The organism is Longimicrobiaceae bacterium (assembly GCA_036375715.1).
Taxonomy (GTDB): Bacteria; Gemmatimonadota; Gemmatimonadetes; order Longimicrobiales; family Longimicrobiaceae; genus DASVBS01.
Genome location: DASVBS010000085.1, coordinates 87,117 through 113,998, shown reverse-complemented (window position 1 = coordinate 113,998; position 26,882 = coordinate 87,117). Strand labels below are relative to the sequence as shown.

General features: G+C 68.1%; 17 protein-coding genes. 5 read left to right on the top strand and 12 right to left on the bottom strand.

Annotated features, from left to right (window positions below; all coding sequences use genetic code 11):
- Positions 1 to 288 precede the first annotated feature (288 nt).
- Positions 289 to 1,125: a hypothetical protein gene (locus VF167_19235; GenBank protein HEX6927567.1), complete on the top strand. Its 837-nt coding sequence runs from the start codon at positions 289 to 291 to the stop codon at positions 1,123 to 1,125.
- Between the two features lie 32 nt (positions 1,126 to 1,157).
- Here VF167_19235 and VF167_19230 read toward each other — a convergent pair whose 3' ends face one another.
- The 5 genes from VF167_19230 to VF167_19210 all read right to left on the bottom strand — a co-directional run bounded on the left by VF167_19230 (position 1,158) and on the right by VF167_19210 (position 12,507).
- A complete protein-coding gene (locus VF167_19230) occupies positions 1,158 to 5,120 on the bottom strand; it encodes an Ig-like domain-containing protein (protein ID HEX6927566.1) in 3,963 nt (1,320 codons plus the stop codon).
- Between the two features lie 28 nt (positions 5,121 to 5,148).
- A complete protein-coding gene (locus tag VF167_19225; protein HEX6927565.1) occupies positions 5,149 to 6,342 on the bottom strand; it encodes a hypothetical protein in 1,194 nt (397 codons plus the stop codon).
- Positions 6,343 to 6,379: 37 nt separating this feature from the next.
- Entirely contained in the window at positions 6,380 to 9,370 is a 2,991-nt protein-coding gene (locus VF167_19220; protein ID HEX6927564.1) for a protein kinase, read from the bottom strand.
- 482 nt (positions 9,371 to 9,852) lie between these two features.
- The gene (locus tag VF167_19215) at positions 9,853 to 11,619 is read right to left on the bottom strand and encodes a dynamin family protein (protein ID HEX6927563.1); all 1,767 of its coding nucleotides are present in this window, start codon (positions 11,617 to 11,619) and stop codon (positions 9,853 to 9,855) included.
- Positions 11,620 to 11,775: 156 nt separating this feature from the next.
- The gene (locus VF167_19210) at positions 11,776 to 12,507 is read right to left on the bottom strand and encodes an alpha/beta family hydrolase (protein ID HEX6927562.1); all 732 of its coding nucleotides are present in this window, start codon (positions 12,505 to 12,507) and stop codon (positions 11,776 to 11,778) included.
- A 118-nt stretch (positions 12,508 to 12,625) separates the two neighbouring features.
- Here VF167_19210 and VF167_19205 point away from each other — a divergent pair, with 118 nt between their 5' ends.
- Both VF167_19205 and VF167_19200 read left to right on the top strand, forming a co-directional pair.
- A complete protein-coding gene (locus VF167_19205) occupies positions 12,626 to 13,513 on the top strand; it encodes a Ku protein (GenBank protein ID HEX6927561.1) in 888 nt (295 codons plus the stop codon).
- Positions 13,514 to 13,607: 94 nt separating this feature from the next.
- A complete protein-coding gene (locus VF167_19200) occupies positions 13,608 to 14,465 on the top strand; it encodes a tetratricopeptide repeat protein (GenBank protein ID HEX6927560.1) in 858 nt (285 codons plus the stop codon).
- 96 nt (positions 14,466 to 14,561) lie between these two features.
- Here VF167_19200 and VF167_19195 read toward each other — a convergent pair whose 3' ends face one another.
- The 6 genes from VF167_19195 to VF167_19170 form a co-directional block, all read right to left on the bottom strand.
- Positions 14,562 to 15,650 (bottom strand): hypothetical protein, encoded by a 1,089-nt coding sequence (locus tag VF167_19195; protein ID HEX6927559.1) that lies wholly within the window; start codon positions 15,648 to 15,650, stop codon positions 14,562 to 14,564.
- A gap of 228 nt (positions 15,651 to 15,878) precedes the next feature.
- Positions 15,879 to 16,829: an RNA polymerase sigma-70 factor gene (locus tag VF167_19190; protein HEX6927558.1), complete on the bottom strand. Its 951-nt coding sequence runs from the start codon at positions 16,827 to 16,829 to the stop codon at positions 15,879 to 15,881.
- 357 nt (positions 16,830 to 17,186) lie between these two features.
- Positions 17,187 to 19,583 carry an excinuclease ABC subunit UvrA gene (locus VF167_19185; protein ID HEX6927557.1) on the bottom strand — a complete coding sequence of 799 codons (2,397 nt, stop codon included), beginning with the start codon at positions 19,581 to 19,583 and terminating at the stop codon, positions 17,187 to 17,189.
- Positions 19,584 to 19,729: 146 nt separating this feature from the next.
- Entirely contained in the window at positions 19,730 to 20,140 is a 411-nt protein-coding gene (locus VF167_19180; GenBank protein HEX6927556.1) for a VOC family protein, read from the bottom strand.
- Positions 20,141 to 20,182: 42 nt separating this feature from the next.
- Positions 20,183 to 20,608 (bottom strand): helix-turn-helix transcriptional regulator, encoded by a 426-nt coding sequence (locus VF167_19175; protein HEX6927555.1) that lies wholly within the window; start codon positions 20,606 to 20,608, stop codon positions 20,183 to 20,185.
- A gap of 196 nt (positions 20,609 to 20,804) precedes the next feature.
- Positions 20,805 to 21,560 carry a MerR family transcriptional regulator gene (locus VF167_19170; GenBank protein HEX6927554.1) on the bottom strand — a complete coding sequence of 252 codons (756 nt, stop codon included), beginning with the start codon at positions 21,558 to 21,560 and terminating at the stop codon, positions 20,805 to 20,807.
- Between the two features lie 517 nt (positions 21,561 to 22,077).
- Here VF167_19170 and rph point away from each other — a divergent pair.
- A complete protein-coding gene (gene rph, locus VF167_19165) occupies positions 22,078 to 24,675 on the top strand; it encodes a rifamycin-inactivating phosphotransferase (GenBank protein ID HEX6927553.1) in 2,598 nt (865 codons plus the stop codon).
- A 31-nt stretch (positions 24,676 to 24,706) separates the two neighbouring features.
- Here the strand turns inward: rph and VF167_19160 are convergent, their stop codons facing one another.
- The gene (locus VF167_19160; GenBank protein HEX6927552.1) at positions 24,707 to 24,976 is read right to left on the bottom strand and encodes a UBP-type zinc finger domain-containing protein; all 270 of its coding nucleotides are present in this window, start codon (positions 24,974 to 24,976) and stop codon (positions 24,707 to 24,709) included.
- Between the two features lie 203 nt (positions 24,977 to 25,179).
- Between VF167_19160 and VF167_19155 the strand changes: the two genes are divergently transcribed.
- Complete coding sequence (locus VF167_19155; protein ID HEX6927551.1) at positions 25,180 to 26,736, top strand: HAMP domain-containing sensor histidine kinase; 1,557 nt, start codon at positions 25,180 to 25,182, stop codon at positions 26,734 to 26,736.
- The last annotated feature ends 146 nt before the right edge of the window (positions 26,737 to 26,882 follow it).

The following is a 26,882-nucleotide window of genomic DNA, read 5'->3' as shown; positions in this document are numbered from 1 at the left end:
GATAGAAGCTAGAAGCTAGAAGCCGCGGGCGGGACGCGGTGCGCATGCGCGCGTGTTTTATCGCTCTGCGGGTGTCGAGGCATCGAGTTCCGGTCCAGGGGTGATCAGGGCATACCCGCTTCACTAGAGCGCCCTGCCGCGGGGAAGGCGGCGGGGCGCTTTCGTTTCTCTTCGGACTCTTGCCGGCCATAGCATTGCATCGACCCGGTCAGGGCAGAGGGCGGGGAAGGCATCCTTCCCCGTCATGGACAGGTGCGTCCCTCACCCTGGCCACGGTGGAATGCTGCGATGAACCTGATCGACGAAAGCGGTTTGCGGGGAGTGAACGACTCCCTGGTGATCCATTTCAGAACCCTGCGGCGGACGCTCGGCATCATCGGAATGGCTCTACCCTTCGTGCTGGTCATCGGGGAGAACCTGCGCGACCGCTTTGCTCGCCAGGGGCTGCCGCCCGCGGATCGCGCGGTGATCGAGGTCTCGATCAGCGCCTACTTCCATACCGGTATGCGCGACGTCTTCGTAGGGACCGTCTGCGCCATCGCCGTCTTTCTCATCTGCTACAAGGGCTACGAGAAGATCGACAACCTGGTCGCAAACCTGGCGGGGGTGGCCGCGCTCCTCGTCGCTCTCTTCCCGACTCCCGAGGTGCCTCGCGAGGCTCCCGAAGCAGAGACCCCGCTGCGGGACTCCATCACCCTGTTCTCCGGCCCCTACGCCCCGGACCCCGACTATGTGGGCTGGATCCACTTCGGCGCTTCGGCGGCGTTCTTCATCTTGCTGGCGGGGATGTCGCTCTTTCTCTTCACCCGATCCGATCCCGCCGCTCCGCCGAACCCGTGGAAGGAGCAGCGCAACTTCATCTTTCGCGTCTGCGGCATCGTCATGCTCTTCTGCGTGGCGGCCATCCCGGTCACCAGGCTTCTCCTCAGCGAGGCCGCCGAACGCAGCGCGAGCTACGTCTTCTGGTTCGAAGCGATTGCGGTGGTGGCCTTCGGCGTCTCCTGGCTGACCAAAGGAGGCGGGGTCTGCGGCGATCGACCCTATCCTCCACGGTGGCGGCCGATCCATAAAGTCCGAAGGTGGATTGCAGCAGAGGCGTGGCAGGTCTCGGCCGGGCGCTCGTGAGGATTTTTTCTCAGCGTGAGCTTCGATGAGGACTATTGCTGCCCGAGCGGTAGGACCAATGTAACGGTGAACTCCACCCGCGGCAGACCGGTGATCTCTGCCCACGCTTGCCGAGGCAATGGGGAGCCCGCTCCCAGCGTCCACGCGGCCGAGGTAGTGCCATCGCTGCCGGTACGTGCTTCGGTGGGAGTAATGCTCCCGTTGTCGGCTCCCCACCGCACGGTCACCCCCGGAACCGGGGCGTTGTTCGTGTCCAGGGCTTGAACCACCAGGGGCTGCGGCAAGGCCTGGTTGTTTCGCCCGATCTGACCATTCCCGCTGACGATGATCAGTCGAGCCGGCGGAAGCAGCACGCCCAGAGAGGCAGTGCCGCTGCGTCCCTCGCTGGAGGCGTTGATGGTGGTCGTGCCGGCCGAGAGGGCGGTCACCACGCCGTCATCGACGGTCGCCACGCTTTCATCGCTGCTCGACCATTCAACGGGACGTCCCGTGAGCAGGTCACCGTTTGCTGCGCGCGTCTCGGCAGTGAATGACGCGCTCTCGCCGACGAACAGGGTGTCAGCCGAGGGGCGGACTGCCACGGTGGCCACTGGCCGCGGAGCGACCGTGATCGAAGCCGTGCCGCTCCGCCCCTCGCTGGTCGCGGTGATGGTCGCCTCTCCCGACGCTACGCCGCGCACCAACCCTCTCGTGCTTACCGTCGCGATCGCCTCGTCGCTGGTGGACCACTCCACCGCTCGACCGGGGAGTTCGCTGCCGTTGTCATCGAGGGCGGTGGCCTCAAGCTGAGTTGAGTCCCCGACTTCCAAACTGAGCGAAGCCGGGGTGATCTCCACGCTGGCGACGGACCTCGGGATGACCGCCACCCCGGCATTTCCCACCTTCCCCTCGATCGTGGCGCGAACCGTAGCGGCGCCGAGAAGGTGCGCGGTGGCGAGGCCATCCTCGGAGACCTCGAGAATCTGCGACGCGGAGCTCGACCAGGTGACCGCTCGGCCGGCCAGCTCCGAGCCATCCTGCGCCAGCGCTCTCGCCGTGAACTGCAAGGTCTCCCCGACCTGGAGCGTGGCCGAGGATGGCGAGACCTCCACTGACTCGACCGGTCTGGGGGCGACCGTGATCGTGGCCGTGCCGCTGCGTCCCTCGCTGCTCGCCGTGATCTGCGCCTCGCCGGGTCCCAGGGCTGTGACCAGCCCGGTGTCGCTCACCCTGGCGACATTGGGGCTGTCGCTCGACCAGGCGACGGCGCGGCCGTTGAGCGCCGTCCCGTCGCTCGCCCGCAGGGTAACGCTGAGCTGCCGCGTCTCTCCCACCATCAGTGTGGCTTCGTCCGGTGAGATGGAGACGGTCGCGACCGGCTTCGGCACCACCGTCACCGTGGCCGTCCCGTTTCGTCCCTCGCTGGAGGCGGTGATCGTCGTCGCCCCGGGTCCCATGGCCCGCACAACCCCCTCACTGCTAACCCTGGCCACCGCCTCATCGTCGCTGGTCCAGACGACGGTGCGACCGGTCAGCTCGGACCCGTTCGCCGCACGCGTAATCGCCTCGAGGGTCCGCGTCTCATCGACCTCCAGCGTGAACGTGGTGGGGACGACTTCTACCGAGGCGACTGGCGGAACGCCCACCGCCACGCCCGCCGTACCTACGCGGCCCTCGATGGTGGCGCGGATGGTGGCGGCGCCGGCGGCCAGCGCGGTGGCCAGGCCGGTACTCGAGATCTCGACGATGTCCGGGTCCGAGCTGGACCAGGTGACCGGGCGACCGGTCAGCTCGCTGCCGTCGCTCGCCAGAGCGCGCGCCCTGAACTGCTGCTTCTCGCCGACCAGCAGGGTGGCTCCGTCGGGCGAGACCTCCACCGTCGCTACCGGCTTGGGGATGACGGTGATCGTCGCCGTACCGCTGCGCCCCTCGCTCCGGGCGGTGATGGTCGCTTTCCCCGCGGCCACAGCGGTGACCCGGCCGCTATTGTCGACCGTGGCGACATCTTCGTCGCTGCTCGACCAGGCGACCGCGCGCCCGTTCAGGACCGAGCCATCCCCGGCGCGCAGGGTGGCGTTGAGCTGCTGTGTGGCGCCGACCGTGAGCGTGGCTTCGTCCGGCGAGACGGAGACGGTAGCGACCGGTTTCGGGTTGACCGTGACGGTCGCGGTGCCGCGCTTGCCTTCGCTGGTGGCGGAAATCGTGGCCTCGCCGGGTCCGACGCCCCGAACGAGGCCCGCACTGGTGACCGTGGCCACTGTCTCGTCGCTGCTGGACCAGGCAACGGCGCGCCCCGTCAGCACGGCTCCGTTCGCTGCGCGCGTGGTCGCCTGGAAGGTTCGGGTCTGCCCGACCTCCAGCGCGGCATTCGTCGGGGTTACTTCGACGGTGGCGACCGGCTGCACCCCCACCGCCACCGCGGCGGTGCCGACCCGACCCTCGATGGTGGCGCGGATGGTAGCGGTGCCGGCGGCGCGCGCGGTGGCAAGCCCTGTATTCGAGATCTCGACGATGTTCGGCGCCGAGCTGGACCACGTGACCGCGCGACCGGTCAGCTCGCTGCCGTCATTCGCCAGCGCCCGGGCCTCAAACTGCCGAGTTTCGCCGACCAGCAGGGTGGCTGCCGACGGTGAGATCTCCACCGAGGCCACCGGCTTGGGTGTCACCGTGATCGTTGCCGTACCGCTGCGTCCCTCGCTCCGGGCGGTGATCGTCGCTTTCCCCGCGGTGACAGCGGTGACCTGGCCGGTTCCGTCGACCGTGGCGGCGGCCTCGTCGCTGCTGGACCAGGTCACCGTACGCCCGCTAAGGGTCGATCCATCGGCGCCGCGCAGCGTGGCAGTGAGCTGCTGCGTTGCGCCGACCGTGAGCGTCGCTTCGTCGGGTGAGACGGTGACGGTGGCGACCGGCTTCGGCACCACAGTGACAGTTGCACTGCCGGTCTTTCCTTCGCTGGTGGCGGTGATGGTGGCCTCTCCCGCCCCGACGCCCCGGATAAGGCCGGCGCTGGTCACGGTGGCCACCGATTCGTCGTCGCTCGTCCAGACCACCGTACGGCCGTTCAGGATGGTTCCGTCCGCGGCCCGCGTGGTTGCCTCCAGCGTCTGAGTCTTCCCGATCTCCAGCGTGGCCGACGAAGGGGTGACCTCTACGCTAGCCACCGGCGCGAGACTGACCGCGACCGCGGCGGTGCCTACCCGCCCCTCGATGGTGGCGCGGATGGTGGCTGTACCCGCGGCGCGCGCGGTGGCCAGTCCGGTGCCCGAGATCGCGACGATGCTCGGTGCCGAGCTGGACCAGGCTACGGTGCGTCCCGTCAACACGCTGCCGTCGCTAGCCAGCGCGCGGGCCTGGAACTGCCGGGTCTCGCCGATCAGCAGGGCTACGCCAGCGGGGGAGACTTCCACCGTGGCGACCGGCTTCGGGTTCACCGTGATGGTCGCGCTACCAGTCTTTCCCTCGCTGGTCGCGGTGACGGTCGCCGATCCGGCCGCGATGGCCGTCACTATACCATCCTCATTCACCTCGACGATCGTCGGCTCCTTGCTCGACCACGCGACGGCTCGGTCGGTCAACACGGTCCCGTCGTCGGCGCGCGGCGTGGCTTCCAGTTGCTCCGTTTCGCCCACCGTCAACGTGACATCGGCCGGCGAAACCGTCACCGTCGCCACCGGCTTGGGCTCGACCTGGATGGTAGCCAGGGAGCTGATCCCGCCCGCGCTCGCCGCGACTCGCACGCTCCCCGGGGCTACGCCCGTCACGTTCCCCGCCGCCGACACGGTGGCCACGGCCTCGTCTTCGCTGGCCCAGTGGACGGTCCCTTCGAGCGGATTCCCCGAGTCGTCCTCGATCATCGCGGAGAGTTGAACGCTGGCGTCGACGGTGACGGTGGCGGTGGGAGGGACGACCCGGATACTGGCGACCTTCGGGTCGCCAGATTCGGTGGCGAGCTCGCAGGCGCCGATCAGGGTGGCGAAGAGGGCCGCCGCAAATCGCAGCGTTCTGGTGTCCCGCACGGGAGGAGATGGGGTGCGAAGTGCCCGGCTACGGCCGCGCCTGCGGCAGGGGGACCTGAAGACCGAGCTCCAGCCCGGTCTGATTATGGTTGGGAATCAGACGGAGCCGTGGACGAGCGGCGGCAGTCGCCCGCGGTCCCCCAGCGTCAGGAGGCGGCTCCCGCTGTCGGCGGGCGTAGAGGGACGCCTCGACCGCGCCCATCAGCGCGACCCCGGCCGCTACGCCGAGGCCGATGGCCAGGTTCGGACGCTCCAGCGACCGTACCTGGAAATCATAGGGGTTCCCGAAGGGGTCGACCGCGGTCTCGGTGCGGACTACAGTCTCCTGCCGGATCCCCCAGTAGGCCGCTCCGACCGCCCCGGCGAGCACCACCAGGCCTCCCAGCGGCCGGCGGGTGACGAACTGCCCCAGGCCCGGAAGGAGGAGGCCGCCCGCGAACACTCCGCCCGGGGAGGGAAGACCGCGCGGCCGCCAGGCGTCGCCCTGGCGCAGTCGCTCGATCTGCCTCTCCACCGCGAGCCGATCGGCGGCCGCGGGTTGCAACTGGAGATAGGTCTGCAGGTCGGCGACCGCCGCCGAGTCGTCGCGCAGGGCAGCGAGCGCCAGGGCCCGGTTGAAGTAGCCGGCTGCCCAACCTACCCGCATTGCAAGCGCCCGGGTGAAGGCGGCCGCCGCTGCTTGGTAGCGCCGCTGCTCGAGGGCGCGGAACCCGCTGCTCGCGGCGGCCTCGAACTCCTCCCGGTCACGCTCGGCTGCGGTTGCCGAAAGTCGGCGCATTCGCTCATCGACCTCTGCAGCGTCCGCCCCTTGAGGCGCTACCTGCAGGTACCGACAGTACTCCCCGACTGCCAGATCCGATTCTCCGCGCTCCTCGTAGATCCTCCCGAGACGATACGCAATGAGGGGGTTGCCGGGGTCCAGTGCGGCCGCCTCGCGGAGGAGCTCCCCGGCGTGGTAGTTGTCGCCCAGGATTGCCGCGCGGGTACCCGCCTCGAGCAGGGAGTCGACGGTCGCAGACACCGTGGCCGAAATGAGCGACGGCGGTGGGAGGGGTGCGCACGGCTGGGCAACCGCATCCCCCTCCAGCAGCGGTTTCGGCGCCAGCCTCTGCGCGCTAGCGGTCGTCGCGAGGGCCGGCAGCGCAAGGGAGAGAACGAGCACGCTGGCGTGCGCTGCCCGCCGGGAAACAGTGCGTGTACCTTCCCGTATGCCGCGGATCATCTCGGTAGGGTCGGGGGACGAGGCGAGTGCGAGAGAGCTAGCCGGAAGCGTCCCGTCCGTGACTCACGGGTACCGGCGTGGCGCGGTGGGCGAGGCTCCCGTCGCCGAGTTGCCCCTCGATGTTGAAGCCCCAGCAGTACTGGTTGCCGTCGCCAGCCAGAGCACAGGTGTGGGAACCTCCCGAGCGGATCGCCTGGAAGCGGAGGTCAGTGGCCACCCCGACGGGGTGGGTTTGCGTGTTCGACGTACCATCTCCCAGTTGACCGTAGCCGTTCTGGCCCCAGCAGTAGGCGGCACCGCTGCTGGCCAGGGCACAGGTATGGCGCCCGCCGGCGCTCACCTCGACGAAGCGGAGGCTCGTCTCGACTCGGGTCGGGACTGTGCGGTCGCCGGTGGTACCATCGCCCAGCCGACCGTCACCGTTCTGGCCCCAGCAGTACGCCTCGCCGTCCAGGGAAAGGGCGCAGGTGTGTCCGCTGCCGGCGGAGATGGAGCGGAAACGAAGCGAGCCGGATACCGGGGTGGGGGCGGTCCTGCGGGTGGTCGTGCCGTCGCCGAGCTGCCCGCGCGAATTGTCGCCCCAGCAGTACGCCCGCCCCTGGGCGGATAGCCCACAGGCGTGCGTCCATCCGGCCGTGACGCTGACCAGCGGCTCGGGGCTACGAACGCGGACCGGACCCGCCTGAGGATCCGTCGACCCGACGCCGAGCTGCCCCTGTTCGTTCGAGCCCCAGCAGTAAGCCGCCCGGTTGCGCGCGATGCCGCAGGTGTGCGAGAGCCCGGCGGCGAGCGAGAAGAAGCGCAGCTCTCCGATCCTGATCGGACCGCTGCTCACGGAGGCCGCGCTGCCGAGTTGGCCCTGGCGGTTGTCGCCCCAGCAATAGACGGCCCCGGTGCGATCGAGTAGGCAGCTGTGGAAGCCGCCGGCGACGATCGTGTAGGGCGCGGCCGCCAGGTCGACCGTAAAGGGAAGCACCTCGCGCGCACCGATTCCGCGCCCCACCTGGCCGCGCTCGTTGCCGCCCCAGCAGGCCACCGCACCGCCGCCCAGGATCGCGCAGCTGTGGAGTCCCCCGGCGGCCAGGCGCGAGGGCCGATCATCCAGCGGCAGGATGGGCGGCGGCGGCGCCGTGTTCCGCGCCTCGCTTGGCTGCGCCGCAGTCGGCGCCCCGGTCGCTGCGCCGGCTGACGGCGCACCGGCAGTCGTTCCGGCCGTGGGCGCGCCGGCCACTACCTCGGTCGATCGCCCCGCTGCACCGAACGCGCCCGCCGCACCTCGCACTTCCGCCTCGGTCACTCCGCTCGCCGCCGACGCCTCCTCCGCGGCGTTCCCGCTTCGATTCGGCGCGGGCGCAACCAGGATCGTAGCTCCTGAACCGCCGCTGGCCACCTCTCCGGTCGTCCCCTCGACTCCGCCGTTGGTCCGCGGAACCTCCGTGCTTGCCGTGTTTGCACCGACGCCCGCCAAGTCGATCGTAAGGGCATTCGTACCCGCGCCAATGGCCGCGGTATCAAGTCCCGGTTGCCCGACGGCTGCCGGATCGAGCCCCCTTCCGAGGAACTCGAGCGCGGGCTGCGCGGCCGCGGGTGCTGCTGCGATGGGCGGCGCAACGACGCTCTCTACCGCCTGCTGGGGCTCCTGCGTACCTGGCCAGGACGGTAGCTGCCAGCGGAGCCCGACGGCCGCGGCGCCCGCGAGGGTAGCGGCCAGCGCGGCGCCGCCTACCATCACCCAGCGTCGCCTTCCTCCACGCCGCGTCGTTGCCTCCGTGAGCCGTGAGGGAACCAGCGGGCGATCTACCCGGGCACCCAGCTGCTGGCCGGGGGGGTGAAGCCCGGTGTCGTCACCAGGCCGGGGCGAGGCCCCCGGGACTCCGGCACGAGCCGCGAAGGCGGCACTGCCACTACGAGGAAGTCGCACCGTGGGGGCATCCGCTTCCATCGACGCCGGGGGTGCGTCGGGTGCGGGGTGATCTTCGCGGGAGAGGCCGGAGAAGAGGAGGGAGGCAACGCGCCAGCGGAGCCCGGGGATGTTGCCGTCCAGGCAGGCGAGGAACTCCTCGACGCTGTCCCAGCGCTCCCGGGGGTCCTTGCGCAGCGCGCGTTCGATGGCGATGCGCAGGCGCGCCGGTACTCCGCGCCGCACGCTGCCCACCGGTGGCAGCGGGACGGTCTTCTGCTTGTAGACGATGTTGAACAGGCTCTCGCCTTCCCAGGGAGAGCGCCCGGTGAGCATCTCCCAGCCGACCAGCCCGAGGCTGTAAAGGTCGCTGCGCCCGTCGACCGCATCGCCGTCGAACTGCTCCGGCGACATGTACGCGGGCGTGCCGATCACCACCCCCGCGTGGGTGATGCGGGTGGCCTCGCCGAGCGGGATGGCAATACCGAAGTCCGCGAGCAGGCAGCGGCCATTCGTCTCCTGCAGGAAGATGTTCTGCGGCTTGACGTCGCGGTGGACGATGCCCTTGCGGTGAGCCGCCGACAGTGCGTCGCCGACTTCGCGCAGGACGCGGTCGACCCGGTCGATCGGCAGCGCCCCCTCCTCACGGATGACGTCGCGGAGAGTCCGCCCTGGCACGTACTCCATGACCAGGGCGAGTCCTCCGGACGGGAGCCGACGGACCGAATAGAGGGAGACGATGCCGGGGTGATCGAGGCGGGCCACCACGCGCGCCTCCCGGAAGCAACGCGCGAGGGTCTCGTCGTCGTCCTGGTGGGAGCGGTGGACGACCTTGATGGCCACGTCGCGCTCGAGGATCCGGTCGCGAGCGCGATAGACCGTGGCCGTCGCGCCGCGCCCGATTTCGGCGACGATCTCGAACTCCTCGAGACCGGCAATAACGAGCCGCGCCGGATCGTACCCGGCGGCCCGCGCGGATTCCTCGTCCGCGAACCAGCGCCGGTCGTTGGCATCCAGCCGTGCCCAGCGACGATCCGCCACGGGGAAATAGACGCCATCCGAGGCCGACGCCACGAACCGGGCGCCCGGAGGGGCCGTCGCTTCCACCTGGGTAGATCGTGCGTGCATGGGGGCCGCGTCGAGTTCACGCCACGGCGCCGCAGACAAGCGCCGCCGGATGGTCCGCGAGCTGTCAGATCCGGGGTCGGCCAGGGCGGAGGCCGTGCGACCCGTGAGGCCGGTGCGAAGAATCGTGACGAAGGATTTTTCATGCCATTCCGCGCCTGCGGTGAGCGGCAGACACGGCGGGCAGACAGCAATGGTGGGCGACGTGGGAAGTGCCTGTTAGGTACGGTGATGGGGGGAGCGTGCGGCGTCGTTGCAGCATATCCGAGCGCCCGGCGTAGCGAGCATCCAACACGGGGCGGGGTGCGCCGTCGGCGGGAGTCGGTCTGTTGGGGGCGCCCCGACGGGCGGGTTCCGCGCCGGGCGTCGGGGGGCAAAGCGGGCTCATGCCCATGCCCCCCCGAACCGTGCGGGCAATTTGCCCGATGCCGACGGTGGGAACGCACGATCGCGCTGGCGCCACAAGGGCGCGCCCTACATGTGCTTCACGCGCGCTCGATCTCCGACTTCAGGCGCAGCAGGGCGTCCTCGGTGGCCACCAGCGCGGCGCGCGCTTCGTTGAGTCGGCTTCGCTGCGTCTCCACGAAGCGGCGGTAGGGAGCGATAGTCTCGTTGATACGCTCCGCGGAGGCGGCGATCTCCTGGTGCGCTTGCCGCTCCAGTGAGTCACGAAGCTGCTGTCGGAGCTCCGCCAGCCGCGCGGAGAAGCGCTCCTTCGCCTGTCGGCGCTTGCGCGGGATGAGGTAGAAGCCGCCGATTCCCAGGACGGTCGCCAGCAGGATCCCGGTGACGTCCGCTGCCGCGCCGGTGACCACGGTCACCACCAGGGTTCCCAGGCCGATCGCGCCGATCTCCGCCAGGGCGGTGGCGGCGAAGGTGCCCTGCACCTCGTTGGCGATCTTGCGCGCCTCCTCCTCCCGGTTGTAGCCGCCCACCACCCGCGCGGCGAGGCGCTCGATCGAGTCCAGCAACGCCTGGCGGTTGTACTGAAAGCCGCCGACCTCGCCGATCAGGCCGTCCCGGTGTCGCTCCAGGCGGCGTCGGTCGATGTAGACCTGGATATCCTGCCACAACTTCAGGTTTCGCTCGACGATCCAGTCGACCACCTCGCCCGCCGCCTTTTCGATCTTCTGCGGGGTGTCGGCGATCACCTGTCGCTCGAACTCCCGGCGCACGGCGTCGCTGTCCAGCAGGGTCTTGATCCGCCCGATGCGGATCGTCTCCTCGAAGAAGGCGTTCCCCCGGTTCTCCATCTCGACGATCAGGGCGTCCATCTGGCCGAGCCTGGGGGCCAGGTCGCGCATCATCTCTTCATGGAAGCGGGAAATCTGCCGATCGATGTTGTCGATCGCCTCCATGTCCTCGGTGAGGACCTTCAGGCGCTCGAAGGCCGCCTCCTTGTAGCTCGAGGCGAGGCGCAACCCGACGTTCAGCGGGTTGAGCAGCTTGAGCCGGATGCGCTCTTCCTGGTTGAGTGTGCGCAGCAGGTACTCCTCCAGCTCGGCGAAGCCGCTGCCCTCGCGCCGCGGCCCGGCATCGTCTTCGAGCGGAGCGGCCTCGATCGCTCGCCGGGCGGAGACCGCGAAGATCTCGGGTGTGTGACCCAGAAGCGCGGTCGCGTTCTCAGCCACGAAGGCCTCTACCTGACGGAGCTCCTCGGCGCCCGCCAGGATGTCCATCTTGTTGATCACCAGGACGATCTTCTTGCCCCAGGAGCGGATCTGCTCCAGGAACTGGCGCTCGCTCTCGGTGAAGGGGCGATCCGCGGAGGTGACGAAGAGCACCAGGTCGGAACGGGGCACGAAGTCGCGGGTGAGCTCTTCGTGCCGGCGCACCACGGCGTTGGTGCCGGGCGTGTCGACGATGTTGAGCTCGTGGAGGACTTCGGCCGGATGGGTTCGTTCCAGCAGATAGGGCTCCAGGGCGCGCTCGCTTACCTCGGGCCCCCAGCGCAGCAGGTTGATGCGATCGGTGGTGGGCGTAACGCCTTCGGGGAGCACGCGCTCACCCAGCAGGGCGTTGATGAAGCTCGATTTGCCCGAGTTGAACTCGCCGGCGATCACGAGCAGGAAGAGCTGATCGAGCTGTGCCCGCGCTTGCTGGAAATGGCGCAAGTCGTCTTCGGAAACGTCCGGCTGAAATGCTTCCAGCGCGTCCGCCAGGCGCTGCAGCAGCTCCTGCTCGCGCGCCCGAAGCTCCTGCTCGCGGTCCGTCAGGATCCCGCCCCGCCCGAGTCTCCTGGCGATTCGCACGCGCCCCTCGCTTGTTGATGGAACGGTGGTGGGGTTGAGACGCAGCCTCGGCAAGAGCGTTGCCTACCGTCGCGACCTCGGCCGAGGATCAGTGACCGTTGGTCAGCAACGATGCTCGGTAGCCGACGATCTGTGGCCGGTGGTCGACGCCGGCGATCAGCGGCCGATCACCTCGCGAACCCAGCGATCGATCTGGTCCGCCAGTTCCTCCAGGACTGCCGCATGATCCCGGCCGGAGCGCTTGAGGACGTTGAAGCCGTGATCCGCGCCTTCGACCACGTGCAGGGTCGCTCTGGGTCCGAGGTCGCCAACGCTGGTTCGGATCAGCTCGAGGTCCGCCATCTCGTCGCGAGTGCCTTGCAGGAAGAGCATCGGTAGGTCGACGTCCGATAGATGTCGGGCGCGCTCGGTGCTCGGTTGCTTGGGCCGATGCAGAGGGAAGCCGACGAAGATCAGCCCCTCCACTCCGGGAAGCGGGGATTCCGCCTGGGCCTCGGAGGTCATGCGGCCGCCCATCGACTTGCCTCCCGCGAGCAGTGGAGTACCGGCGAGCTCCGCCGCGGCCGCATTGACCGCGGCGCGCACCGTGCGGAGGAGCACGGCGCGGTGGTCGGGGCCACCGGAGCGCCGCTCCATGTAGGGGAAGTTGTAGCGAAAGGTGGCGATTCCGCGGGCGAGCAACGCTCGGGAGCTGGCTTCCATGAACGGGTGCGCCATCCCCGCTCCCGCGCCGTGTCCGTAAACGAAGAGGGCGCGTGGCCCGCTCGGCGCGAGCAGCAGCGCGGATACCTGGTCCTGCCCGACCTGAACGGAAAGTTTACGTGCCTCGGGGTCCGGCTCGGCCGCCCCCTCCGTTCGCACATCCCGAGTGTCTCCAGGGCTCGTCATCGCTCGTCCTCCGCTTCCAGGATGATGGACGACCAGCGTTCAGCGTATTGCCTCGGGACCCGAGGCGTTCTTATCTCTAGTGCGTACACCGGACACCCTGCAACGGAAACGGCAAAACATGGCTGCTCGCGCGATGGGATCGGCGACGATCTCTTTCGGTCTCGTATCGGTGCCGGTCAAGCTCTACTCCTCGAGTGAATCCTCCAGCACCATTTCCTTCAACTGGATTCACAAGGACTGCGGCTCTCGCCTCAAGCAGCAGTACATCTGCGAGCGGGAGGGCGTGGTGGTGCCGAAGGACGAGATGGTGAAGGGGTACGAATTCTCCAAGAATCAGTACGTCCTGTTCACCCCGGAGGAGTTGAAGGCGCTCGAGGAGAAGAGCGACAACTCCATCGCCATCGAGGAGTTCGTTCCCGCTGAACAGGTGGACAAGAGCTACCTCGACAAGATCTACTATCTCGGTCCGGACAAGGGCGGCGACCGCGCATATCGGCTGCTCGCCACGGCGATGCGGGAGACAGGGCTTTCGGCGCTGGGCCGCTACGCGGCGCGAGGGAAGCAGTATCTGGTGATGCTTTCGCCGATGGGCGAGGGGATCGTCATGGAGCAGCTTCGCTACGCGCACGAGATCCGGCCTTTCGCGGAGGTGCCGCTCGGGAACGCGGAGGTCAAGGAAGCCGAGGTGAAGCTCGCGGTGCAGTTCATCCAGCAGGTCGCTTCCGATACCTTCGAGCCAGAAAAATATCGGGACGAGGTGCGGGAGCGTGTCCTCGCGCTGATCGATCGCAAGATCGCCGGCGAGGACATCACCAAACCCTCCGAGGAAGCCCCGAAGCGCGAGATCATCGATCTCGTGGCGGCGCTGCGGGCGAGCATCGCCAAGGCGGAAGGGGAGAAGAAGCCCGCAGCCCGCAAGCCCGCCAAGCGCGCGGCGCGATCCGCGAAGGAGCAGCCCGCCCCGGCCGAGAAGCCGACCCGCGGTCGCAAGCGCGCTGCCGGCTGATGCCCGGGATTTTCCGGGGGATCGCGCCCCGCGTAGCCGCCATCCAGGGACCGATCCGCGCCGGTCCTGCAGCCGTGCCGGCCCGAACAGGACGATGAAGTGGTTCACGACACGGGACGTCGCCGGACTCCTCGGCCTCCCGCCAAGTCACGTCCGCGCCTACGTACGTGCCGGAATCCTGCGGCCGCATCGGGGTCCCCGCAACGAATACCGGTTCTCCTTCCAGGACCTCGTGCTCCTGCGCGCGGCGGCAGGATTGCACGCTGCGCGCATCCCGCCTCGCCGTATCCACCAGGCGCTCGACCGCCTCCGTACGCAACTCCCGAAGGGGCGGTCGCTTTCCGAGCTGCGGATCGTCGCCGAGAACGACCGCATCGTGGTGTCGGATGGTGAGACCGCCTGGAATCCGCTCTCCGGACAGTACCACCTGGACTTCACCGTCGCCGAGCTTGGCGCGACGGTCTCCCACCTGGCCACGCGCGCGACGCGGGAGGCAGAAGAGGCCGGGGCCGAGATGGACGCGGACGACTGGTACGAGCTCGGGGTGGACCTGGAAGCGTATGCGCCAGCCGAAGCGCGGCACGCATACGAGCGCGCCATCGAGCTGGATCCGGGCCATCCGGACGCCCACGTCAACCTGGGGCGCATCCTCCACGACGAGGGTGACGTCGCCGCCGCGGAGGTGCACTATCGGCGCGCCATGGAGCGTGGACCCCACGCGACCGCCTCCTTCAACCTTGGCGTTGCCCTCGAGGACCAGGGGCGCAATGAAGAGGCGGAAGAAGCCTATCGCTGCGCGGTGCTCTGGGACGAAGACCTGGCCGAAGCGCACTATAACCTGGCCAGGCTCCTCGAGAACCGGGGCGACCCCCAGGCGGCCATCCGACATCTCGCCACCTGCAAGCGAATCCTCGAGGCGCGTCGAGGTCAGGAGGGAGTGACGCTCGTCTAGGGTGCAGGAAAATTTCAGGGAGGCACATGGGCACGGCCTCGCCGGCATCCTGCTCAGCAGGACCGTGCGAGGCCGTGCTGCGTTGTTCGGGATGGATCAGGCGGCGAATCGCAGCCTTCCACCCACGCCGCCCATGCGGTCGAGCTCCTCGGAAACCGCTTCCGAGATCTCCTCCACGGTAGCGCCCTGCGCCAGTGCCCGATCGACGAGTCGCTCGGCAGCCAGCGGATCCGTCCGGGCGAAGTTGCGGGACAGCACCAACACGTCCACCGCGCCGATGTCGAGCGCGCGCTCCACGTGCTCCCGCCCCACGCAAGCCTTTCCGGCAGAACGAGTGGTGTCGAGCACGTCCTCGACCAGCGCTCGTTGAAGGCGAAGGGAAAGTCCCGAGGCGGCGGTCTCGATCGCCTCTTTCAGCTCGGCAAGGGAGGCGTCGGGACGGATCCCCGACAGGGCTTCCATCCGCTCGTGGAGGCGCGCGGGTAGCTGGCGCTGGATGGCCGCGACCACACCGTTGTTGCCGGCCACGACCAGCAGGTGCCCCGCGCGCCCGGCGGCCTGTAGGATCTCGAGCACGTCGCGGATCATGCGCTGCATGGCCACCTCGTCGCTCCGGCGGGCGGCGTCGTCTCGCGACTCACCACGAATGCCGGAGTGAGCGGCTGCTCGCTTCGAGGAACCCGTCGCACCGCCCTCCAATACGCCTTCTTCCGCGCGGAGCACTCTCTCTTCGCTCAGGTCACCGTACACGTAGCGGAGGATACGGGCTTGCCGGCGATCCGCGACCACGGTGGTCACCGGCCGCGCCTGCTTCATGGCCCGAACGTACGGGGTGATGTGGGCTCCATCCTCCCACCGTACCAGGTCGGGCATTGGGGTTACCAGCGGGGACGCGTAGTGGAGCGCGCCCGCCGTGGCGAAGCCTATCCAGCCGCGCTGCGGGAGCTGACCGCCGTATTCGTCCAGTGCCTCTTCGATTCTTCGGATCGCCTGGGCCAGCTCCTTACGTTCCTCGCGCGGCGCCGTGCTCCGCTCTTCTTCCAGCGCCTTCAACATCGAGTTGAGCCGGACGCGCCAGGTCCTCCGCAGCGCCGGATCGGTTTCCTCGGCGTTGAGATACACGCTCAACACCTTTCTGCCGGCGAGCTCGTCGTTCAGCCGGAGCACCGCATCTGCCGTCGGCATGCTATCTCCTCCTCTCACTTGCTGGTCTATCGGCGAAAGAAAGCTAACCAGGACGTCCTGCGGAAACTGTCCGGGAGAGCGGGATTCCGCTGTGGGGCTTTCTCCGCAACCAGGATCTGCTGCACTTCGCGAGCCGATTCACCAGCGTACGGGCGCGGCAATGGATAATAGCAGAGAGGCCCCGGGAATGATCCCGGGGCCTCTCTCGCGCTGCTGACGATCCGACGGTCAGGCATCGGCTTCTGGCAGGTACTCCCGAACCCGGCGCACCCAGCGTCCGAAATCACCCGCGCCGGGGACGTGGCGTAGCTTGTCGGGGTTCACGACTACGCGGATCGCCCGGATGTGATCCTCCTCGATCTGGAGCGACCACACCGCGATAACCTCTCCCTCCGCGTTGCGCATCAGCGCGCCCGCCTGACCGTTGACACGGGTCGGCTCCACTGAAAATCCACCAGCCTTTTCGGCGGCGCGACGCCAGTTGAGGAGCCTCCTGGCGACCGCCTCACGCCCCTGCAACGCTTGCGCGAGCGCAGGCACGCGACCACCACCGTCTCCGTGCAGCGAGACCTCCTCCAGCAGCAGCTCCTCCAGCGCGTCCAGCTCGCCCTGCTCGATGGCGGCGAAGAAGCGCTGTGCGAGCTCCCGCTGCTGCTCCGGCCGGGGTTCGAAGCGTGGCCGCCGCTCGTAGACGCGCGCACGCGCACGCACCGCCAGCTGGCGGCAAGCGGCCTCGGACTTCCCGATGATGCGCGCGATCTCCGCATAGTCGTAGTCGAAGACGTCCCGCAGGAGGAACACGGCGCGCTGCTCGGGAGACAGCGTCTCGAGCACGATCAGGAAAGCCATCCCGATCGATTCCCGGAGCTCGGGGCGACTCCCGACCTCGTCGCCAGAGCTCGAGAGAAGCGGCTCGGGGAGCCATTCGCCCACATACTGCTCGCGCTGAACGCGGGCGGAGCGCAAGTGGTCGATGCACAACCGGGTCACGATCGTGGTGAGATAGGCGGGAGGCGACGCGATCGCCTCGTCTCGCTGCATCGCCTCGTGCAGGCGCATGAGACCCTCCTGCACCACGTCTTCAGAGTCGCTTACGCTACCCAGCATTCGGTAGGCAATGGCAAACGCCTTCGGCCTCAGCTCCTCCAGCAGGGCCGACGGCGGGTCATTGAAAGTCATGATATGGCTCCTCGAATCTCTTCCGGCGTCGACAGGCATCGCGCCAGACATTTCCCGTAGGGGCGCCCCTACAGCCGAAATCCTGCCACACCGGTACCATGCCGTTGCGCGGGGATTGTCCTTTCCGGCATCGAACGCAATTTCCCCGGTATTTCCCGTAGAGGCGCCCTTACGGGCAAGACCCAGCGCATGCGCGTGGCATTGGCCCGGTAATCGTCCCGTGCGTGGGTACGGGATCGTTCGCAAAGGTCGTCGCCGCGCGCGATGCTTCGCTGACGCTCAGCATGACAAACGCGGCATCGTCCACAACTCCCCTACAGGAAACATCCAGCATCATGCCGCGTGCGCGGCACTATCTCACCCCCCGACGTACGCCGCGAGGTGCTTCCCGGTCAATGTCGTGGGCGACGCGACGAGCTGGGCGGGCGTCCCCTCGAACACGATCCGCCCGCCCTCGTGACCGGCGCCCGGACCCAGGTCGATGATCCAGTCCGCGTGGGCCATCACCGCCTGGTTATGCTCGATGACGATCACCGATTTACCCGAATCGACCAGCCGATCGAGCATCTCGAGCAGGTGCTCCACGTCGGCGAGGTGCAGCCCGGTGGTGGGCTCGTCGAGCACGTAGGTCCCACCCTTCTCCCCCATATGCGTGGCGAGCTTGAGCCGCTGGCGCTCGCCGCCGGACAGCGTAGTCAGGGGCTGGCCCAGCGAGAGGTAGCCCAGGCCCACGTGGTCCAGCCGGGTGAGAATGGTGTGAGCGGCAGGCGTCTTGGCCTCTCCGGAGCCGAAGAACTCTCTGGCCTCGACCACCGACATCGCGAGCACCTCGCTGATGTCCTTGCCGCCCAGCCGGTATTCCAGCACTGCCGGCTGGAAACGCTTCCCCTCGCAGTCCTCGCAGGTGGTCGAGACGCCGGCCACCATCCCCAGGTCCATGTAGACGACCCCCGCGCCGTTGCAGGTGGGGCAGGCGCCCTCGGAGTTGGGGCTGAAGAGCGCCGGCTTCACCCCGTTGGCCTTCGCGAACGCCTTGCGGATCGGGTCCAGCAACCCCGTGTAGGTGGCGGGGTTGCTTCGCCGCGAGCCGCGGATCGGTGCCTGATCGATCGAGATCACGCCTGCGTCGGCGGGGATGGACCCGTGAATGAGCGAGCTCTTGCCCGACCCGGCTACGCCCGTCACCACGCACAGCACGCCCAGCGGGACGTCCACATCGACGTTGTGGAGGTTGTGCTTATTGGCGCCGCGGATCTGCAGAAAACCGGTGGGCTTGCGCACCTTCGGCTTGAGCTTCGCACGGTCGTGCAGGTGGCGACCGGTGAGCGTGTCGGTGGTGCTGAGTCCTTGGACGTCTCCCTCGTAGCAGACGGTACCGCCCGCTGTGCCGGCACCCGGACCGAGGTCGACCACGTGGTCCGCAATGGCGATCGTGTCCGGCTCGTGCTCCACCACCAGCACGGTATTCCCCTTGTCCCGCAGCCGCAGCAGCAGGTCGTTCATCCGCTGGATGTCGTGCGGGTGCAGCCCCGTGGTGGGCTCGTCGAACACGTAGGTTACGTCCGTGAGGGAGGAGCCGAGATGACGGATCATCTTGACGCGCTGCGCTTCGCCCCCGGACAGCGTGCCCGACGGACGGTCGAGCGAGAGATAGCCGAGCCCGATTTCGACGAAGGAGTCGAGGGTGTGCTGCAACTTTTCCAACAGTGGCGCCACCGACGGGATGTCGAGGCTCCGGATCCACTCGGCGAGGTCGCTGATCTGCATCGCGCACAGGTCCGCGATGTTCTTCCCCTCGATGCGGGAGGAGCGGGCTTCGCGGCTCAGCCTCGTGCCTTCGCATTCGGGGCAGGTGGTGAAGATCACCGCCCGCTCCACGAAGGCGCGGATGTGTGGCTGCATCGACTCGACCTCTTTGGACAGGTACGACTTCTGGATCTGTGGGATCAGCCCCATGTAGGTCAGGTTGACCCCGTCGACCTTGATGCGGGTGGCCTCCTTGTAGAGCAGGTCTTCCCGCTCCCTCTTGGTGAAGTCCTTGATCGGCTTGTCGGGGTCGAACCAGCCGCACCCGCGGTAGATGCGTCCGTACCAGCCCTCCATGCTGTAGCCCGGCACCTTGATGGCGCCCTCGTTGAGTGACTTCGATGCATCCAGGAGCGCGGAGATGTCGAAGTCCGAGACGCTACCGCGGCCTTCGCAGCGCGGGCACATGCCTCCCGTGCGCGTGAAGGTGACCTTCTCGGCCTTCCGCTCGGCCTTCTGGATGGTGATCGAGCCGCGCGCGGTCACGGACGGGACGTTGAAGGAGAAGGCGCTGGGCGGTCCGATGTGAGGCTGACCGATCCGGCTGAAGAGGATGCGGAGCATCGCGTTGGCATCGGTCACCGTGCCGACGGTGGAGCGGGGGTCACCGCCGATGCGCTCCTGGTCGATGATGATCGCCGTGGTGAGTCCTTCCAGCAGGTCCACGTCCGGACGCGACAGCGTCGGCATGAAGCCCTGGATGAAGGCGCTGTAGGTCTCGTTGATCATCCGCTGGGACTCGGCGGCAATGGTGCCGAACACCAGCGAGCTCTTACCCGAGCCGGAGACGCCGGTAAACACCGTCAGCCTGCGCTTGGGAATCTCCAGGCTGACCTTCTTCAGGTTGTTCACTCGGGCGCCGTGCACGCGGATCAGGTCGTGGCTATCCGCCACGTGGAGCGCCGCACCTGATCCCTGCTTCGACCTCGCCATCGTGATCGTGCTCATCGATCTCCTTCGCTAAAGCGGAGCCGACTATTGCCGCTCCGTTCCATGTCGCTCGCGAGAGAGGTGGAACGGTCGCTTAGTCTGCAGAGAGCGTCCCCGACCCGGGGACTGACCGGGCCGGGGACGCTTGCTCGGTGGTCAATGCTTCAGCGGACCTCGTTGATCCGAATATGGTTGCCCGCCGGGTCGCGGAAGGCGCAATCGCGCATCCCCCACGGCTGATCCATCGGTTCCTGGATCACTTCCGCCCCGCGCGCCTGCAGCTGCTCGAAGGTGGCGTCGAGGTTCGGGGTGGCCAGGACAAGGGAGGCATACGTTCCCTTAGCCATCATCTCGGCGATCGTCTGACGCTCCTGGTCGGTGATGCCGGGATCGGCCCCGGGTGGGTGTAGGACGATGTTGACCTCGGGCTGGCCTGGCGGCCCGACGGTGATCCAGCGCATCCCGTCGTAGCCCACGTCGTTGCGCACCTCGAACTCCAGGACGTCCCGGTAGAAAGTAAGGGCCGCGTCCGGGTCGTCGTGCGGGAGAAAGGTCGCGTGAATCTTGAGGTCCATTGTAGCTCCAGGTTGTGTCTGGTGACGTTACCGGGAGGGAAGCTACGCCGGTTGGGTCTCTCGCGCTTCTCGATTCCTGATCGGTCTCGTCACCTTCCTGGCAACGCACGGCAAGATCTCGCCTACCTCGCGCGGGGCCTGACGGCGATAGGTGCTGGGTGACATTCCCACCAGCTCGGTGAAGCGGGTGCTGAACGTGCCCAGCGACGAGCAGCCGACCGCGAAGCAGATCTCGGTCACGCTGAGGTGGGTGCAGCGTAGCAGCGCCATCGCCCGTTCGATGCGGCGGGTCATGAGGTAGCTGTACGGTGACTCGCCGTACGCAATGCGGAACTGGCGGCTGAAGTGCCCGGGCGACATCAGGGCTGTCCGCGCGAGCGAGGCGACGTCGAGCGGCCGCGCGTACTCGCGGTCCATCCGGTCGCGGGCGCGGCGCAGCCGACGCAGGTCGTCGAGGCTGATGGTCATGCGTGAGGAGCGGATGGGCTCAAGGGAGGGGGAGGGTGCCGCGACATCCACTCCCCCGAACGCGTCCGGGGAAGCGTACGGGGGAGGGAGGGGTGCGTCAACGGAGACTCCAGCGCCTCGGTCAGTCTTTGCGCGTGCCAGCGCCCGGACGGGGAGGCACTTGCGTTCGGGGGTAACCGGCGGTCTACGCGGAACGCTAGAGGTTCCGCTCCGCGTAGATGCGCATCGCTTCGCGGACGAAGGTCGCCCCTTCGCCACCGCCGTAGCTCCGGGCAAAGCGCTCGTCGGCTACGTACATCTCGGCCAGGCCGAGGAAGTACTCCTTCGAGGGGCCCTTCCCCGCGGCCGGCGTGCCCGGGATCCCGGTCAGCCATTGCGCGTGCCGCCGGGCGACCGACTGAGCCTGCTCGCCGGCGGGGTCCACCCCGCTCGCCGCCAGACGCCTCCAGTCCTCCTGGAGCGCCGTCGTGTTCGCGGTCCAGGCAGCGCGCTCCTCGCTGGTCATTCCACGCCACCAGCGGTCGCCCTGCTCGTATGCTTCGCGGCCCCAGCGCTCGATGACCTCGTCGCGGTACTTCGCGGGGTCGAAGCCGTTCAGCATCTCCTCCGGCATGAGAGGCTCTCCCTGTTTCAGCTTGCGGATGGTGGTCTCGACGCTGCGGATGAGGTCGTCCAGCCGTCGGCGCTCCCGACGCAGCTCTTCCAGGTGGCGCGCGAGGGCCTGCACGTGATCGCGTCCCCCCTCGAGCACCTTGGCGATGGCATCGAGGCCCATCCCCAGCTGGCGCAGCAGGAGGATCCGCTGCAGTCGCACGAGCGCTTCCTCGTCGTAGTAGCGATAGCCGTTCGCCCCGATGCGGCTGGGATGGAGCAGGCCGATCGCGTCGTAGTGGCGGAGCGTCCGGGAGGTCGTGCCCGCCAGCGCCGCGATCTCCCGGATCGACCATTCCATTGCCGTATTCCTCCTGTACTCCGCATTCGACCACAGACCGCGCCCTGCGGCCCGTATCTATCCTAAATGTTGACGTTGCGTCAAGGTCAAGGGGGATAGGCGGAAGACAGAAGTTCGAGGATCGCGAGGCACGTCGCTGAGGGAGTTGGGAGAGCCCGACCGTGCCGGTCGAGAAGCCTGAGGAGTGCGAACGTGCGCTCGGGAAACCCACGAGTGCCAGGCGAATGCTCGGGGGGACGGCTGTTGCTCCGGGCGGTGGTCGTGCGCCAGGGGGCAACAAAAATCCCACCCGGCCGCAGCCAAGCGGGATTCTCAGCAACACGCCCGCCCGACGAGGATCGCCGTGCGGGTTCTGTCTTTTCACTGCTCGCCTTTGCCAGTGTCAGTATATAACCCCTCCGGGGACTTGCGACAAGCACGGGCGGCGGTGGCAGACTTGCGGGCCGAAAAGCGCCGCTCCCCGGACTGTACCCGGGATGCGGGCGCAGCTCGCCCACCCGCACGTGGAGGAACGCCGATGCCCCCTTACGTCCTGGGATTTGACGAGGTCGATCGCTCACAGATCGCGCTGGTGGGAGGCAAGGGAGCGCACCTCGGGGAGCTCGCGCGAATCGACGGCGTCCGCGTGCCGCCGGGGTTCTGCGTGACGACGGAGGCGTATCGCTGCTTCGTGGCGCGCAGTCCGGCTATCCGCGAGCGGGTCGAGCGGCTGGCTTCTCTCGACGCCGACGACCCGGAGCAGGTTCGCGCGCTGAGTACGGAGATCCGCCGGTCGATCGAAGGGGCGCCGATCCCCGACGAGGTGGCGGAGGAGATCACCCGCGGGCTTGGCGCGCTGGGTAAGGGCGTCGCCTGCGCGGTCCGCTCCAGCGCCACCGCAGAGGACCTGCCGACGGCCTCCTTCGCCGGCCAGCAGGACACCTACCTGAACGTGGTGGGGTCCACGGCAATCGTCGATCACGTTCGCCGATGCTGGGCTTCGCTCTTTACCGACCGAGCCGTCGCCTACCGCCTGAAGAACGGCGTCGACCCCCGGAGCGTCCACATGGCCGCGGTCGTCCAGCGGATGGTCGTTCCCGAGGCCTCGGGAGTGCTCTTCACGGCCGATCCCCTCAGCGGCAACCGCAAGGTGGCCTCGGTGGAAGCCATCTTCGGGCTGGGAGAGGCGCTGGTCTCCGGTCGGGTCAATGCGGACGTCTTCAAGGTGCGCGACGGCACGGTCACGGACCGCTCGATCGGCAGCAAGCGGGTCGCGCTGCAACCCTCTCCAGAGGGCGGAACACGGCCGGTCGAAGTCCCTCCTGCCAGGCGGGAGCAGCCGGCGCTGACAGAGGAGCAGGTTCTGCGGCTCGTCGCCCTCGGCCGGCGGGTCGAGGTGCATTTCGGCACCCCGCAGGACATCGAGTGGTGCCTGGCGGAGGACGAGTTCCACATCGTCCAGAGCCGACCGATTACCACCTTGTTCCCTGTCCCGGCGACCCCCGACGGGGAGAACCGCGTCTACATCTCCGTCGGTCATCAGCAGATGATGACCGACCCCATCAAGCCGCTCGGCATCTCCTTCTGGCAGCTCACTGCCGGGCGCCCGATGCACGAGGCGGGCGCCCGGCTCTTCGTGGACGTGACCGCGCTGGTGGCTTCGCCGGGGAGCCGTGACGGGTTCCTGCAGATGATGGGTCGCTCCGACCCGCTGATGCGCGACGCGTTGCAGACCCTGCTCGACCGCGGGGATTTCATCCGAGAGCTGCCGGCGGGGGCGCCAGTCGCCTCACCAGCGGTTGCCCCGGCGCAGCCGACCGAGACGGATCCCTCCCTGGTGGACGAGCTGATCGCGCGCACCGAAGCTTCCGTGGCCGCACTACGACGCGAGATCAGCGAGAAGGCCGGGGCGGAGCTGATCGAGTTCATCCTGGAGGACATCCAGGAGCTGCGTCGGATCCTCCAGAGCCCGGAGAGCCATCAGGCGGTCATGATCGGGATCGAGGCCGCCTGGTGGCTGAACGAGAAGCTGGAGGAATGGCTGGGGGAGAGGGGCGCGGCCGACACGCTCTCGCAATCGGTTCGGAATAACGTCACCTCCGAGATGGGACTCGCGCTCCTGGACGTGGCCGACGCGATCCGGCCCTGCGCGGAGGTGGTGGCTCGGCTCGAGCGGGTCGACGGCGGGGATGACTTCCTCAACGCGCTACCCCGCGTGAGGGGCGGGAGGGAAGCGCGCGACGCCATCCGGCGCTGGCTCGACCGCTACGGCATGCGCTGCACCGGGGAGATCGACATCACCCGGCCGCGCTGGAGCGAGCGCCCGGCGACACTGGTGCCGCTGATCCTCTCCCACCTGAGGAGCTTCGCGCCCGGAGAGAGCAGGCGTCGCTTCGAACGGGGGCTGCAGGAGGCGAGGCAGAAGGCGCAGGAGGTGATCGAGCGGCTCCGCGCCCAGCCCGACGGCGAGCGCAAGGCCGCAGAGGCCGGGCGGATGATCGACCGGCTGCGCAGCTTCATCGGCTACCGCGAGTACCCGAAGTACGGCATGATCTGCCGCTACTCCATCTACCGGCAGGCGCTGCTGGAAGAGGCCGGACGTCTGGTGGAAGCCGGGGTGCTGGGCGAGAAGGAGGACATCTACTATCTCACCGCGCAGGAGCTGCTCGAGGTCGCCCGGACGCAGCGAGCCGACGCCAGACTCATTGCCCGGAGAAAGGATGAGTTCAGGGCCGCCCAGATTCTCAATCCCCCGCGGGTGCTCACCTCGGAGGGGGAGGTAATTACCGGCGCGTATCGGCGCGAGGGTATGCCCGCGGGAGCGCTGGTCGGTCTGCCGGTTTCCGCTGGAATCGTCGAGGGTCGGGCGCGGGTCGTCGTTGACATGGCCGGGGCGGAGCTGGAGCCGGGCGACATCCTGGTGACCGCCTACACCGATCCGAGCTGGACCCCCCTGTTCCTCGCCGTCGCTGGGCTGGTCACCGAGGTGGGAGGGTTGATGACGCATGGCGCGGTGATCGCCCGCGAGTATGGCCTGCCGGCTGTGGTCGGCGTGGAGCGTGCCACGGAGCGAATCCGGGATGGACAGCGCATCCGCGTGCACGGCACGGAAGGGTACGTGGAGATTCTGGACTGATCCGGCGCGCGGGGCGCCTCGGCCAGGTGTCTCAGTACTCGCCGTAGACGTCGTCGGGATAGCAGTACAGCCAGCGTTCGCCGGGCTCCGCTGAGGCGACGACGGGATGCTGCTGCTCGCGGGCGTGCTTGCTCGCGTGGCGGTTGGGCGAACTGTCGCAGCATAGCGTCGCGCCGCACGTTTGACAGATCCGCAGGTGCACCCAACTGGACCCGATCTTCACGCACTCCTCGCATTCGTGTCGCTGAGGCGTCCGAACGGTGGCGATGGCGGCGAAATGGGGGCAACCTTCGGGCGCCATGATCGTGCTCCTCGAGAAGTGGTGGAGACCTGCTAGGTCCGAGCGATGTCGTGGGCAAAATCCTGCAGCCCCTCCGCGCTCGGTACGCCGCCGCAAGCGAGCGGCCAGCGTGAGCTTGGCCCTCGTTCCAAGCGATCGCCGGGGCACAAACGCTGCACTATAGCGTGCTTTTGCGGGAATCCTGTGCGCGCGGGTGAATGTTGATGACCAGGCAATCACCACCCTCCCGACAGCCGGCCAGGTCGGGGGTCGAGGAGCGGGCATGGCTGCCGAGAGCGGCTTTCGCTTTCGTGGTCCTGGCTCTCGTGGCGCTGGCCGTCACTCCCAACCTGCTACTTCGCAGGGTCTCGCACGCGATGGACGAGCTGGTGACCACCCTGCTTCCCACCAACGAGGCGCTGAGCGACCTTGCCTTCGCGATGGAGGAGCGGGTTACCGCCTCGCGCAGTCGCTTCGTGAGCCGGGATCCCCGCTACGATGCCCGTCTCGAGGCCGCCAAGGAGGCGGAGCGGGAGGCGCTGCAGGTGCTGGCAGAGCTGGCGCCGCGCATAGGCAACTCCACCGAGCAGCGTTTCGCGGCGATCCGGCGGTACATGGCGCGCCGGGATTCGATTGAAGCCGAGGTGGTCGCGCAGGGAGAGGATCCGGAAGCGTACCGGGCTGCGCTCCCCCGCTTCGATGCGATCCGCGACTCCATCCTCGTCGAGCTCACCGGATTCCGCCGCGAGCTGATACGCGAGGCGCAAGGCCGGGCGGCCGAGGAGGTGCGGTGGGCGGCAAGGCAACGGGCAGTCTCGGTATTGATTGGAGTGCTGGCGATCCTGGCGGCCCTCATGGTGGGGTGGTTCGCGGTGAGGGAGCGGCAGTTCCGCGAGCGGATCCAGAAGGCGCTGGAGGAGGCGAATCGACAGCGGGCGCTGGCCGAACGGCGGGGGACCGAGCTCGAACGGGCCGCGGAAGCGCGGGCGCGGTTGCTCCGCGGGGTCACGCACGACGTGAAGAATCCGCTCGGCGCCGCGAAAGGTTACGCGGAGCTGCTCGAGATGGGCGTGAAGGGCCCCTTGCTGCCGGAGCAGGTGCCGCTGGTCAAGGGCTTGAGCCGCTCGGTGGACAGCGCGCTGGCCATCCTCACTGATCTGCTGGATCTGGCGCGGGTCGACAGCGGCGGGCTGGGCGTGAACCGCGTGGCCGTCGACCTCGATGCGGTGGTCAGAGACGCCCTGGAAGCGCATCGGGCGGCCGCCGAGAATGCGGGGCATACGCTCGAGTTCAAGGCGGCTGGCCAGCTGCCCACGCTCTACACCGATCCGGCCCGGGTCGACCAGATCCTGGGAAACCTGCTCTCCAACGCGATCAAGTACACGCCTCGCCCCGGGTGCATCACCGTCCGCGTTGGAGCGCGTAGCCGGGAGCAGGAGACGGACCCGAGGGCCTGGGTCACCGTCGAGGTAATCGATACGGGACCGGGCATTCCGCCCGAGCATCGCGAGGCCATCTTCGACGAGTTCACCCGCTTCGCGAACCATGGCCACGAGGGACATGGCCTGGGACTGGCGATCGCCCGCCGCGTCGCCCGCCTGCTGGGCGGCGACCTCACCGTAGAGGACGCGCCGGGGGGCGGGGCCTGCTTCATCCTGTGGCTGCCGGCGCGACAGGAAGACAGCCGCGGCGATCTTGCCGGAGCGGCGCGGGAGACCCAGGCCGGGGCGAGAGAGACAATTACGAATTACGAACTACGAATTACCAACGATCAATTTTGAATTCTAAATTTTGAATTTTGAATTGCGGGCAGCAGGGAATCCTCTGTTACCTCCGCCGTAGTCCTCTGTGACCTCCGCGTTCAATTTCTGGGAGTTTGCTAAATGGTATGAGACCGTCGAAGTCGGCTCGATGCCCAGCGGACCCC

Excerpts from the sequence above, each read along its gene's own strand:
- VF167_19235 (HEX6927567.1), top strand. The coding sequence starts at position 289 with ATGAACCTGATCGACGAAAGCGGTTTGCGGGGAGTGAACGACTCCCTG.
- VF167_19225 (HEX6927565.1), bottom strand. The coding sequence starts at position 6,342 with ATGATCCGCGGCATACGGGAAGGTACACGCACTGTTTCCCGGCGGGCA.
- VF167_19220 (HEX6927564.1), bottom strand. The coding sequence starts at position 9,370 with ATGCACGCACGATCTACCCAGGTGGAAGCGACGGCCCCTCCGGGCGCC.
- VF167_19210 (HEX6927562.1), bottom strand. The coding sequence starts at position 12,507 with ATGACGAGCCCTGGAGACACTCGGGATGTGCGAACGGAGGGGGCGGCC.
- VF167_19205 (HEX6927561.1), top strand. The coding sequence starts at position 12,626 with ATGGCTGCTCGCGCGATGGGATCGGCGACGATCTCTTTCGGTCTCGTA.
- VF167_19200 (HEX6927560.1), top strand. The coding sequence starts at position 13,608 with ATGAAGTGGTTCACGACACGGGACGTCGCCGGACTCCTCGGCCTCCCG.
- VF167_19195 (HEX6927559.1), bottom strand. The coding sequence starts at position 15,650 with ATGCCGACGGCAGATGCGGTGCTCCGGCTGAACGACGAGCTCGCCGGC.
- VF167_19190 (HEX6927558.1), bottom strand. The coding sequence starts at position 16,829 with ATGACTTTCAATGACCCGCCGTCGGCCCTGCTGGAGGAGCTGAGGCCG.
- VF167_19185 (HEX6927557.1), bottom strand. The coding sequence starts at position 19,583 with ATGAGCACGATCACGATGGCGAGGTCGAAGCAGGGATCAGGTGCGGCG.
- VF167_19180 (HEX6927556.1), bottom strand. The coding sequence starts at position 20,140 with ATGGACCTCAAGATTCACGCGACCTTTCTCCCGCACGACGACCCGGAC.
- VF167_19175 (HEX6927555.1), bottom strand. The coding sequence starts at position 20,608 with ATGACCATCAGCCTCGACGACCTGCGTCGGCTGCGCCGCGCCCGCGAC.
- VF167_19170 (HEX6927554.1), bottom strand. The coding sequence starts at position 21,560 with ATGGAATGGTCGATCCGGGAGATCGCGGCGCTGGCGGGCACGACCTCC.
- rph (HEX6927553.1), top strand. The coding sequence starts at position 22,078 with ATGCCCCCTTACGTCCTGGGATTTGACGAGGTCGATCGCTCACAGATC.
- VF167_19160 (HEX6927552.1), bottom strand. The coding sequence starts at position 24,976 with ATGGCGCCCGAAGGTTGCCCCCATTTCGCCGCCATCGCCACCGTTCGG.
- VF167_19155 (HEX6927551.1), top strand. The coding sequence starts at position 25,180 with ATGACCAGGCAATCACCACCCTCCCGACAGCCGGCCAGGTCGGGGGTC.